This window comes from Deinococcus frigens DSM 12807, from assembly GCF_000701425.1.
Lineage (GTDB): Bacteria > Deinococcota > Deinococci > Deinococcales > Deinococcaceae > Deinococcus > Deinococcus frigens.
Genome location: NZ_JNIW01000085.1, coordinates 1 through 10,331 on the forward strand (window position 1 = coordinate 1; position 10,331 = coordinate 10,331).

Annotated in this window: 11 protein-coding genes and 1 pseudogene; 3 read left to right on the forward strand and 9 right to left on the reverse strand. The window is 60.2% G+C overall.

Features of this window, described 5'->3' with window-relative positions:
* Window positions 1-77 precede the first annotated feature (77 nt).
* Entirely contained in the window at window positions 78-494 is a 417-nt protein-coding gene (locus Q322_RS0118295) for a type I restriction enzyme HsdR N-terminal domain-containing protein (RefSeq protein WP_084148084.1), read from the reverse strand.
* 157 nt (window positions 495-651) lie between these two features.
* Window positions 652-1,236: a Uma2 family endonuclease gene (locus tag Q322_RS0118300; protein WP_029479316.1), complete on the reverse strand. Its 585-nt coding sequence runs from the start codon at window positions 1,234-1,236 to the stop codon at window positions 652-654.
* 272 nt (window positions 1,237-1,508) lie between these two features.
* Between Q322_RS0118300 and Q322_RS0118305 the strand changes: the two genes are divergently transcribed.
* Window positions 1,509-1,874 carry an endonuclease domain-containing protein gene (locus Q322_RS0118305; RefSeq protein WP_029479317.1) on the forward strand — a complete coding sequence of 122 codons (366 nt, stop codon included), beginning with the start codon at window positions 1,509-1,511 and terminating at the stop codon, window positions 1,872-1,874.
* On the opposite strand, the gene Q322_RS0118310 is transcribed toward Q322_RS0118305, so the two are convergent.
* The 4 genes from Q322_RS0118310 to Q322_RS0118325 form a co-directional block, all read right to left on the reverse strand.
* Window positions 1,864-2,415 (reverse strand): Uma2 family endonuclease, encoded by a 552-nt coding sequence (locus tag Q322_RS0118310; protein ID WP_029479318.1) that lies wholly within the window; start codon window positions 2,413-2,415, stop codon window positions 1,864-1,866. The two genes, Q322_RS0118305 and Q322_RS0118310, sit on opposite strands and share 11 nt — an antisense overlap.
* 97 nt (window positions 2,416-2,512) lie before the next feature.
* Window positions 2,513-3,541, reverse strand: a complete 1,029-nt coding sequence (locus tag Q322_RS0118315; RefSeq protein WP_029479319.1) for an ABC transporter permease — start codon at window positions 3,539-3,541, stop codon at window positions 2,513-2,515.
* Between the two features lie 31 nt (window positions 3,542-3,572).
* On the reverse strand, window positions 3,573-4,595 hold the full coding sequence (locus tag Q322_RS0118320; protein ID WP_029479320.1) for an ABC transporter permease: 1,023 nt from the start codon (window positions 4,593-4,595) through the stop codon (window positions 3,573-3,575).
* 205 nt (window positions 4,596-4,800) lie between these two features.
* Entirely contained in the window at window positions 4,801-6,531 is a 1,731-nt protein-coding gene (locus Q322_RS0118325; protein ID WP_029479321.1) for an ABC transporter substrate-binding protein, read from the reverse strand.
* Window positions 6,532-6,900: 369 nt separating this feature from the next.
* Here Q322_RS0118325 and Q322_RS0118330 point away from each other — a divergent pair, with 369 nt between their 5' ends.
* Window positions 6,901-7,374, forward strand: coding sequence for a hypothetical protein (locus Q322_RS0118330; RefSeq protein ID WP_029479322.1), 474 nt, complete (start codon window positions 6,901-6,903; stop codon window positions 7,372-7,374).
* A 159-nt stretch (window positions 7,375-7,533) separates the two neighbouring features.
* Here Q322_RS0118330 and miaB read toward each other — a convergent pair whose 3' ends face one another.
* The 3 genes from miaB to Q322_RS22755 all read right to left on the reverse strand — a co-directional run bounded on the left by miaB (window position 7,534) and on the right by Q322_RS22755 (window position 9,880).
* Window positions 7,534-8,913 carry a tRNA (N6-isopentenyl adenosine(37)-C2)-methylthiotransferase MiaB gene (gene miaB, locus Q322_RS0118340; protein ID WP_029479323.1) on the reverse strand — a complete coding sequence of 460 codons (1,380 nt, stop codon included), beginning with the start codon at window positions 8,911-8,913 and terminating at the stop codon, window positions 7,534-7,536.
* A gap of 101 nt (window positions 8,914-9,014) precedes the next feature.
* Entirely contained in the window at window positions 9,015-9,470 is a 456-nt protein-coding gene (locus tag Q322_RS23620) for a hypothetical protein (RefSeq protein WP_156953153.1), read from the reverse strand.
* On the reverse strand, window positions 9,467-9,880 hold the full coding sequence (locus Q322_RS22755) for a ribbon-helix-helix domain-containing protein (protein WP_084148083.1): 414 nt from the start codon (window positions 9,878-9,880) through the stop codon (window positions 9,467-9,469). The genes Q322_RS23620 and Q322_RS22755 overlap by 4 nt, the downstream gene beginning before the upstream one ends.
* A gap of 147 nt (window positions 9,881-10,027) precedes the next feature.
* On the opposite strand from Q322_RS22755, the pseudogene Q322_RS23625 reads away from it, so the two are divergent.
* Window positions 10,028-10,331, forward strand: a pseudogene (locus tag Q322_RS23625) (IS630 family transposase); the annotation flags it as partial.

Consider the following 10,331-nt stretch of genomic DNA (forward strand, 5'->3'; position numbering starts at 1 on the left):
TCGGCGTTCCTCAAGCTGGGCGCGGGAATACCGTGAAGGTTGCCATTCGGCCATGCCATGAGGCTATCAGGCAGTATTTACGCCGTGATCAATAATCCGTTTGTCCACATCCCATATGTTGCATTGAGACAGCTTGAAAGGTAACTCACTAATTGGCCCACTCCCTCCTTCTTGTCGCTAGATTTGACATTTTTTGATTTGCACTCAACAATGAGGACGGCGTTGCCCTGCTCATGCGGCGCTCCATTCGGAAACACCACCAAGTCAGCACGCGGGCGGCGACTCCCAAGCTTGAGGGTAAACTCAACGGCGATGTCTGTCCTTGGATAACCGTATTCCCTCACGAGTGACTTGCTGATCTCCTGACGAACGTATTCTTCGGGGGTGTCTTCCCGCTGCGTGACTCCATCAACAAAATCAAGAATTTTGCCCTGAGCCAGCATCACGATGTTTGGGCTTGCGAGATTGCTGCTTTTTGTGCTTTGAGTGGTCATCCAGAGCATTGTGCCGCATATCTGCGGGGTCTGCGCTATATTGCTCTGCCCAATCCTCGTAACGTCTACTCACAGCTCTGTTCCACGTGCTTTTCCCAAGCCAAAAGCCCATGCTTGGGCGCGGTGGGGGTGGAGGGGCTTGGGGGGTGCGGGGCGGCTAGAGGCTTGTTCCCTCGTATAAATCGTCCAACGTCAGTTCCACGTCCACACATGGCAGCCGCAGTACCCCAGTTTTCTCGACGTACTGTTCGCTCCAGCCCTCGCCGTGGCGGGTGTACAGGCGGGCGGCACGGGTGGCGGTGTCCACCATCAGATAGCCCTGGAGGCTGGGTAACGCGGTGTATTCCGAGAGTTTCTGGCCCCGGTCTATCACCTGTCTCCCCTGGCTCAGCACCTCGACGATGAAACATGGACTGCTGGCGTAGCGCGCGTCATCGTCCATGTCCTCGCAGGTCAGCACCACGTCGGGGTAGTAATAGCGCGGTCCCCTGGCCTGGATTCGCACCCGCATATCGCTGGCATAGACCTTGCACCCCTGACGCAACGCCGGACGGTGCAGGGCAGCAATGATATTTGTGCTGATCAGACCATGCTTGCTCAATGCACCAGCCTGAGCGTTCGGAGGGTCCTCGCCGTGCAGGGCGTACACGAATCCGTCCACATACTCCCGTTTGAATGGACTGAGTTCCTCCGTGCGGAGGTATTCCGTCTCGCTCATTTTCTGGAGGGCCGAACTGGTCATGGGATATTCTACTTTGCCCAGAGCCTACGCTTGGGCGCGGCGAACCTGGGGGGAGTGTGGGGCGGGGGCGTGGCGTGCGAACCCCTCAGTCCGCTGCGCGGCCAGCTCCCCTCAAGGGGAGCCAAGAGTGGCCGTCAATCTTGCCAGGTAGAAAGCCACTTGCCTCCCCTTGAGGGGAGGTGCCCCGCAGGGGCGGACTCGTAGAGCTGCGAAGCAGATGGGTTAAACCGTGGGAGCAACCCTAAAACATTGACAGGAATAGACTCCTCTCAATGCGCGACATCCACACCAAGACCCTGGTTCCGCGCGCCCGCGAGCTGCGGCGTGAACAGACACCCGCCGAACGCAAACTCTGGTTCCTGTTCCTGAGAACCTACCCAGTCAAATTCCGCCGTCAGGTGCCACTGCTGGGCTATGTGCTGGACTTCTACGCGCCTTCGCTGCGGCTGTGTATCAAGCTGGACGGCAGATCGCACGATTCGGCAGAAGCTCAGACATACGACGCCGAACGTTCGCGGGTCCTGGCGGGAGCCGGGGTGCGCGTGCTGCGTTTTGGGAATGCGGAGGTGGAGGGGAACTTTGTGGAGGTATGCGCGGGGATCGTGGGGCGCGTGCCGGGGCTGAGGATTACAGCATAACTTTGCGGTAAATCGCAGCCACAGACAGCGAAACATCCAGGCACGGCAGCTCCACCGCCTCAGCCACCTGTTCAAGCTGCCAGCCCTGCGCGGTGCGGCGGTGGAACATCACCTGCTGTCGCTCACTGTCTACCAGCAAGTAACCTTGCAGGCTTTCCAATCGCTGATAGTCGCTGGCCTTGAAGGTCTCGTCCACGGCGCGGGTGCTGGCGCTCAGAATTTCGACGATCAGGCAGGGTTGGGTTTCAGTGTCGCCCTCTGACCTGGAATTACAGACCACCACGACATCCGGCAAGTAGTAACGGGGGCGTCCATCACGGTAGATACGAACCTTGAGGTCGCTGACGTAAGTTGAGCAATTCCGGGCATCAGCCGCAGGAATAAATACGCGCTGGAGATTGGTGGAAATGGTGTTATGCGGCCTACTAGCTCCTGCCTGGGCATACACGAAGCCGTCCACATATTCCCACTTGGCGTCCCGTGGGCCGTCCCAGCGCAGGTATTCCTCTTCCGTCATGGTCTGGTAGGCGGGTTCGGTCATACGGTCAGTTTACTCTGCTGGGCCACCCGGCCCCGTACAAAAGGCGCGCGGCGTACAGGACCACTCCTGGACGCCACATACCAATTTTTTTTGTGCCTTACCGTGTCTTGGGGTCCAGCGCGTCGCGCAGGCCGTCGCCGAAGAGGTTAAAGGCCAGGCTGAACAGGATGATAAAGGCGGCGGGGAAGACCAGCACGTACCAGTATTCGGGCTTTAACCACGCGCGGGCAAAGTCCACCAGTTGGCCCCACTCGGAGTAGCCCGGCTCGAAGCCCAGGCCCAGAAAGCTCAGGGCCGCGATGCCCAGCGGCACGGTGGCCAGGTCCAGCACCGAGATGGTGAACACGGTGGTCACGCTGTTGGGAATGATGTGCTTGAGGATCATTCGCAGGTCGCGTGCGCCCAGGCCACGGGCGGCGTCCACGTATTCCAGTTGCCGGGTCTTCAGCACGTCGCCCCGGATCACGCGGGCGTAGCCGGCCCAGCCCGCCACCGAGTACGCCAGGATGATCGGCCAGGTCGGATCGCCCCCCGGATTCTTGGCGCGCAGAATGGTCAGGATCACCACCGTCAGCACCAGACCCGGCATGGCGAACAGCACGTCGATAAAGCGCTGGATCAGGTTGTCGATCCAGCCGCCGTAGAAGCCGCTGATGGCCCCGATCAGCACGCCCACCACCAGAGTGATGCCCACGATAATAAAGGCCATTTTCAGCGCGGTGCGCGTGCCCCAGACCAGCCCATAAAAGATGTTGTAGCCGTTGACCGTGCCAAACGGCGCGGTGGCCCCAGGGATTGAGTTGGGCGGTGCGGGTTCCTGCGCGAAACTCAGGCGCTGGATCTTGTAGCAACTGGCAGGTGGCGCAAAGACCGCGCTCCAGAACGGCGCGGCCAGCGGGTTGTACACCTGGTTCTGGCTGGTCATGTTCAGGTCGCGCAGGCAGTTGCCGGTGGGTTTGGCCACCAGCGGGGCAAACAGGGCCAGCAGCGCAAACATCAGTGTGATGACCAGACCGCCGATGGCCAGCGGGTTGCGCCGCATTTTCCGCATGGCCGGACCCGTCCAGAACATCCGGAATGCGCCGCGTTTTTCGATGGCGATGGGCGCAGACGAAGTGGTGGTCATGCGGGTCTCCGGGTGGTCGGACAGGGCGACATCAGTGAAACCTCACGCGCGGATCGACGACGCCGTACAGGATGTCCACCGCCGTACTCATGACCACCACCAGCAACGCCGAGAGCAGCGTGAAGCCCAGCACCCCGGCGATGTCCAGTTGCAGCGCGGCCTGCACGAACCACTGCCCGATACCGGGGTAGGCGAAGATGGTCTCGGTGATGACCGAGCCGCCCAGCAGGTTGATTACCAGAAAGCCGCCCAGCGTGATGATCGGCAGCAGCGCGTTGCGGCGGGCGTGCTTGACGTTCACTACCTTCGAGGACAGTCCCTTGGCGCGTGCCGTGCGGACGTAATCGCTGGTCAGCACTTCCAGCATGCTGTTGCGCATCACCTTGACCAGGTTGGCGCTCAGCACGATCAGCAGGGTTACGGCGGGCAGGATCATGTGCCGTAGCGCGTCCCAGGCGATATCCCAGCGTCCATTCAGCGCGGCGTCCACGGTCATCATGCCGGTGTAGCGTTTCAGGTCGCCCACCACGAACTGATTGATGATGTCCAGTTGCCCTGCGCCGGGCAGCCAGCCCAGATACGCGTAGAACACCGCCAGCAACACAATGCCCAGCACAAAGGTGGGCAGGCTGTAGCCCAGCACCACCACCACCCGTAGAATCTGATCGATCAATTTGTCCTTGTGCAGCGCGCTTAGAGTGCCCAGCCACACCGACAGCAGCAGAATGGGAATGGCGGTTAGCAACGCCAGCTCGATGGTGTTGGGCAGCCGCTCCCTGATGGTCTCTACCACGTCCTTGTTACTGGCCTTGGAATAGCCCAGATCGCCCTTGACGATGTTGGAAAACCAGCGCCCGTACTGCACCGGAAAGGGATCGCGCAGCCCGCGTTCGTTGATGATCTGCTCCAGCCGCGCGGCCTGCTGCTCGCTGCGGATGTACGGCGCGGCGCGTTGCTCGGGCGTCAGCAGTTGCGTCAGGCCGATGACGATAAAGGACAGGACAATCATGACAATGGGAATCTGGATCAGCCGTCGAATGGTGAAATTCAGCATGGGGGCCTCGGGGTCCGCGGGAGAGAGGGGGCTTTCGACCTGAAACCAGGCGGAAGAACCACTAAAAGAGGCCGTGAGCATGGTCTTTTCATCTGAGGGACGCAGTTTACAAAAAGCGGAGGCAAAGGGGAAGCGGGGGGGCAACCCGCACTGTGGTCGCCCCGCCCGCTCTCCTCAACACTTAAACAGTTTGCCTGTCGGGTAATTACTTCTTGGCCAGTTCCTTCCACAGCAGCGAGGTCATGGGGTTGTACCCGGCCTTGGTGCGGGGTGCACCCGTTACGCGGCTGCTGTTGAACATGTAGTCCACGGGGGCGGGCACCAGAATGTACGGGGCCTGCTCGTAGGCGCGCTGACCCACCAGGCTGTACAGGCGGTTGCGCTCGGCGGCGTTGATGGTGCTGCGCGCCTGGCCCAGCCACTTGTCCACGCTGGCGTCCTTCCAGTTGGCGCGCGGGCTGTAGTAGCCGTCGCTGGCGTAGAAGGTGTACATGAAGTTGTCCGCGTCGGCATAGTCGGGTGCCCAGCCGATCAGAATCATGGCTTCCTCGCCCTTGCGGGAATCGGAGAGCATTTCACTCCACTGCTTGGACTGGATGTTGACCCGGAACTTAGGGTTCAGCGCCTCGACATTCTTCTTCAGAATTTCCATCGCAGTCTGTGCGGCGACCGAGTTGGCGCGGTAGTTGGCGGTCAGCACGAAGCCGTTCTTCCAGAGCTGCCCACCCCAGGCGCGCTTGAAGTAGTCGGTGGCCTTGGCGGCGTCAAAGGTGTAGGTCTTGACCTTGGAATCGTAGCCGGGGAAAGAGTCGGGCATCAGCACCGTGCGCTGCATGCCCTTGCCTTTTTGCACATCCTTGATGTACCCCTGGTAATCAAAGGCGTACGAGAAGCCCCGGCGCACATTCACGTCGCTGAAGAAGTTGGAGGGAATGCCCTTGCCGTCCAGCTTGCCGCTGCCCAGCAGGTTGTTGCCCTTGCCCCCGATTTTCTCGTTCATGAAGATGGCCGTGGAGCTGGTGTTGGGCAGATCGTCCACCCAGGTCACGCCGGGCTTGCCCTTGATCTGCGCCTCGTCCACAGCGCGTCCGCCGCCCTCGATCATATCGGCATCGCCGCGCAACAGCGCCTGCTGACGGGTGGCCAGTTCAGCCACCTTCTGACGGATCACGTTCTTGATGGTGGGCTTGGTTCCCCAGTACCCATCAAAGGCCTGGAACAGGTAGTTGTTGGCGTCGTTGCGGACCAACTTGTAAGGGCCGGTGCCGTTGGGCTTTTTGCTCAGCTCGGAGCCGGTCAGGTCCTTACCGGTCCAGTCCTTCCAGGTCTTCTCGGTGCCGTCCCACTCGCCAATCTTGGCGCTGTAAGACTTCTCGACAATCGCCATTCCGGTGTAGGCCAGCTTTGCCAGGAAGGCAGGATCTACGGCGGGCAACGTGAAGACCAGTTGCCCGCCGTTGTTGCACTCCACGGACTTGTCGATCTTGGCCCAGGTCACGCTCTTGTCGTCGGCGGCGTTGCTCTGGGTGCCGGTCAGGGCCTCGGCCAAAAACCAGTTGCCGCTCGCGCCACTGTTGGTGACCAGGTTGCGCTCGAAGGTGTACTCGGCGTCGGCGCAGGTCATGGTCGCGCCGCTGTGGAACTTGACGTTCTTGCGCAGATCGAAGGTGTAGGTCTTGCCGCCGTTGCTGGGGGTCCATTTGGTGGCCAGCAGCGGAACGAGCTTGGTCAGGCTGGACCCGTCATAGGTCAGCAGCGTCTCGTACATGTTGTCCACAACAGAGGAAGACGCCGTGTCGTAGGTGACGCCAGGGTCCATGGTGGGGATGTCGGCTGCGGATTGAATCACCAGCGTATCGGCGGGCGACGCGGCCAGCGCGGCGGAAACGATCAGGAACGAGCTGAGGGCGGTCAATTTCTTCGTGGTTTTCTGCATGATGCCTCCTAAAGGGGGTTGACGGGTGGGGTAGGTCAAAAGGAACGCGCGAAGCGCGAAATGGCCCGGCCTTTTCCCCGTCTAGTGTTTGAACGCGCGCATCATAGCGTAGGTCATCCGGCTTAGTGTGAACTGGGCCAGCATCTGCCCAGGGCGTGGCGATCAAGGGATCACAGCAGCTCGCCGCGCCGTCGCTAACTGATGCCCGGCAGGTCGGAGGCTTGACTTGCCCTGTGCTTCCTGGCATCTGGAAGGTCCGGCCCAGTCGGGTAAGGCGCTTTTCGTGTGGCTGGGTGGCTCCATGTATCCGGCTTCACGTGTATCCGGCTTCATACGCATTCTCAGCCGTGGGCTGTTAACCTGAACGCCATGTTTTGCTTTTCCCACTTGCTGTCACCGCGTCTCCTGCTGGCGTGCCTCGCGCTGGCCGTCACTGCCTGTGCCCCGCGCGTTACCCTCCCCCAGACCCAGATCAGCTCCGGCGTCAGCGTCAACGGGCGGCTGCTGACCGTCACGCTGGTCAACCTCGGCCCACACAATCTGCTGCTCAAGAACGACTGCCCCCGGCCCTTCAGTCTCAGCGTGCTGGACACCGCTAAGACCGGGCAGCCTAACCTGAAATACGGGCAGTTTCAGGTGTGCGTGGCCTCGTACCTGCCGCCCGTCCCGTGGAACATCGGCGAGCGCATTCAGGCTGTGGTGGAATTCCCGCAGGAAACCGGTACCCGCACGCTGGAGGCCCAGGCCAGCGTCAACGTCAAGCTGGCCTCCGACGGCAACAGCGCAGAGGGTTTCCGTACCATTCAGGTGAAAGTCCCGGCGTTTCAGGTGGATATCAAGTAGTCATCTGGCCTTGGGCTGGGTCGCTGGCATGCCGCTGTGGTTCACGGTCTGCCCGGCAGCCCCCACATCCCCCTGCTCCGCAAGGCCCCCCTTCCGCAAAGGTAGAGCGGCCATCAAAAAGCCCTCTCCGTAGGGAGAGAGCCGGGTGAGCAGTGCCCTTTAGGCCATCTGCAACGGGCGGCTGAGCGCCGCTGCCTGCGGCTCCAGCCGGGGAATCTCGGGCAGCGGCTGGCCGTCCGCGCCCACGATCTGGCCGTAGAGCATGTGTGGGGTGCTGTGGCCGATCAACACCGGGTACACGCCCGCGCCGTCCGCGCCGACCGCTCTGGGAACCACGGTGGGGTGGTTGCCGCGCGTGTGGCCCTCTAGAAAGCCCTCGCTGTGGGCGTCGCCGCGCAGCAGAACCTCCTGCACGGTGCCGACCTTGCCAGCGTTGCGCAGCTTGCTCCATTCCTTTTGCTTCAGGATCAAGCGTTGCAGGCGTTCGGTCTTCAGCTCACGCGGTAGGTCCGCAAAGTGCTTGTAGCTGGGCGTGCCGGGGCGCGGTGAGTAGATAAACATGTAGGCGCTGTCGTAGCCCACCTCGTCGTACAGGCTCAGGGTTTCTTGGAAATCTTCCTCGGTCTCCCCGGGAAAGCCCACGATGATGTCGGTGGCGAGAACCACGTTAGGCAGGTGCTTCTTGATGGCGGCGATGTGGCCCAGGTACTCTTGCCGGCTGTACTCGCGGGCCATGCGGCGCAGCACGCGGCTGCTCCCGCTCTGCACCGGCAGGTGCACGAAATCGCAGACGGCGGGGGTCTCGGCCATCGCGGCGGCCACGTCCTCGGTGAAGTTCATAGGGTGGCTGGTGGTGAATTTGATGCGGCGCACGCCGCTGCGGCCCACCAAACGCAACAGGTCCGCGAACGAGGGATAACCCGCCAGCCGCGCCCCGCCGTCCACGCCGTAAGCGTTGACGTTCTGGCCCAGCAGCGTGACTTCCTGCACGCCTGCCGCCAGTTGGGTGTCCAGCTCGCGCAGGATGTCGTCCGGCGAGCGGCTGACCTGCGGGCCGCGCGTGGTGGGCACGATGCAGTAGGTGCAGTGGTGATCGCAGCCACGCATGATGGTCAGGTGCGCCTGCAACTTGCCCTGTGGCGACGGCGGAATGTGTTCGTGCAGCTCGTCCTTGAATTGCAGGCCCCAGAATCGCCCGTTGCTTTCCAGCGCCGCGCCGATGTCCAGCAGGCTGCCCGGCCCCAGCAGCACGTCCACCTCGAACTTGCGGGCCATCTGCTGGCCTTCCTCAAGCTGCGCCAGGCAGCCCATCATGCCCACCACCAGGGGGCGCTGAGATTTTACTTTCCGCAGTTGCCCCAGCAGGCTGCGGACCTTGTCCACCGGCTTGCCGCGCACCGCGCAGGTGTTGACCAGCACGAAGTCGGCCTCGTCGATGCTGTCCACCAGATCCGCGCCGAAACTGACCAGTTGCGACTGGACCAGGTGCGTGTCGTACTCGTTCATCTGACACCCGTAGGTGATCATGTGTGCCTTCATAGTGCAGTTCTCCTCTCGGCTTGCCGGATGGATTCCGGGGCCTTTCGCGCGCCTGCTTGGGCGTGACAGTGGAGTGTAGCGCGTGAGCGAGGAGGGGAGAATTACCCTTCAGATGTCTGTTGAGTTTCCTCAGTACCAGACTCTTGGAATCCTCCGGGAACAAGCGCAATTGGCACGACGCCGTTCAGAAGAATAGGCGTACCCAAACCAGCCATTGAAGTGGCGTATATCAACATATTTCTGATGTGGCCCATCGCCATTTCTGCACATACATCCATGACAAGCTTACGATGTTCGGGATTATTCATAATCTGATCAAAGTCAAAGTTTGGAGTAATAACTAAAACTTCGACTTTACATGCAAAATATATTTTACCTTTATTACCAAAACTGAAATCAGTAAATGATTTAATAGTATTTTTAGATATATCTATTGGCCGAAAATCAATATTTACAGCAGGATTCAAATTCTCTTCAGTGTCAATTCCCTCTACATTCCAGCTTACTTTATCAACATATACACTGAGAACAGATATCACATTACGCAAAAGCTTCATTGCGTCACCAAGCTTTTGATAACAATGGTCTGAGTACGCTGAGGCTTAGGCGAGGTTCTGACGACACTAAACGTCAAAGACGCATTCCAGCCCTTCTGTTCTTTTGCAATGCACTGCTCAACAGTGTTCTTTAGCAACTCACCAGCCAGAGTTTCTTCAGGACACTGTTTCAGTTCACCGAGCATTTTCAATTGTTCCTGCGTTTTAACCGTCACCGGAACCAGCAGTGTTCCACCCTTAGCCAAACGGTGATAAACCGCCAGCGCTGAGCGGATCACCGCAGTACGGGATGAGCCTTCAGCTTGCACAGTCTCATCCAGGCGCTCCAGAAGAATGGTGGGTAACCGGAAGGAAACCGCCTCCTGATTTTCAGGGCGTGTGCCCGTGAGCTTTCTTGATGTCTGTGTCATTCAGTTTCACCTGCCTCAAGTGCTTCAAAAAAATCTCTCTTCATTTCTGCCGAGGTTTCAACCATGACCGAGACGGGGCGCATTCTGCCCTGCGCTGTCGAGATGATTATTGATCACGGCGTAAATACAGCCTGATACTCTAATGGCATGGCCGAATGGCAACCTTCACGGTATTCCCGCGCCCAGCTTGAGGAACGCCGACTGGCCGCTGCCGAATGGCTTCAACGCGGCACCCAGACGCACCGCGAGATTGCCGAACATTTTGGCGTGTCTGTCCTCACCGTCACCACTTGGAGCGCCCGGCTCAAAAAGATCGGCACGCTGCAGGCCACCGTCGCTCCAGGACGTCCATCACGTCTGACCTCCAGCCAACTCGAGCAGCTTCGCACCCTCCTGCGGGAGGGTGCGCCGCAGCATGGCTTTCCCGATGATACGTGGACAACCCGCCGGG

What these genes read in the sequence shown, in the direction of transcription:
- Q322_RS23620 (WP_156953153.1), bottom strand. Translation starts at nt 9,470, where the DNA reads ATGAAGCTTTTGCGTAATGTGATATCTGTTCTCAGTGTATATGTTGAT.
- Q322_RS0118310 (WP_029479318.1), bottom strand. Translation starts at nt 2,415, where the DNA reads ATGACCGAACCCGCCTACCAGACCATGACGGAAGAGGAATACCTGCGC.
- Q322_RS0118315 (WP_029479319.1), bottom strand. Translation starts at nt 3,541, where the DNA reads ATGACCACCACTTCGTCTGCGCCCATCGCCATCGAAAAACGCGGCGCA.
- Q322_RS0118325 (WP_029479321.1), bottom strand. Translation starts at nt 6,531, where the DNA reads ATGCAGAAAACCACGAAGAAATTGACCGCCCTCAGCTCGTTCCTGATC.
- Q322_RS22755 (WP_084148083.1), bottom strand. Translation starts at nt 9,880, where the DNA reads ATGACACAGACATCAAGAAAGCTCACGGGCACACGCCCTGAAAATCAG.
- Q322_RS0118305 (WP_029479317.1), top strand. Translation starts at nt 1,509, where the DNA reads ATGCGCGACATCCACACCAAGACCCTGGTTCCGCGCGCCCGCGAGCTG.
- Q322_RS0118320 (WP_029479320.1), bottom strand. Translation starts at nt 4,595, where the DNA reads ATGCTGAATTTCACCATTCGACGGCTGATCCAGATTCCCATTGTCATG.
- Q322_RS0118295 (WP_084148084.1), bottom strand. Translation starts at nt 494, where the DNA reads ATGACCACTCAAAGCACAAAAAGCAGCAATCTCGCAAGCCCAAACATC.
- Q322_RS0118300 (WP_029479316.1), bottom strand. Translation starts at nt 1,236, where the DNA reads ATGACCAGTTCGGCCCTCCAGAAAATGAGCGAGACGGAATACCTCCGC.
- Q322_RS0118330 (WP_029479322.1), top strand. Translation starts at nt 6,901, where the DNA reads ATGTTTTGCTTTTCCCACTTGCTGTCACCGCGTCTCCTGCTGGCGTGC.
- miaB (WP_029479323.1), bottom strand. Translation starts at nt 8,913, where the DNA reads ATGAAGGCACACATGATCACCTACGGGTGTCAGATGAACGAGTACGAC.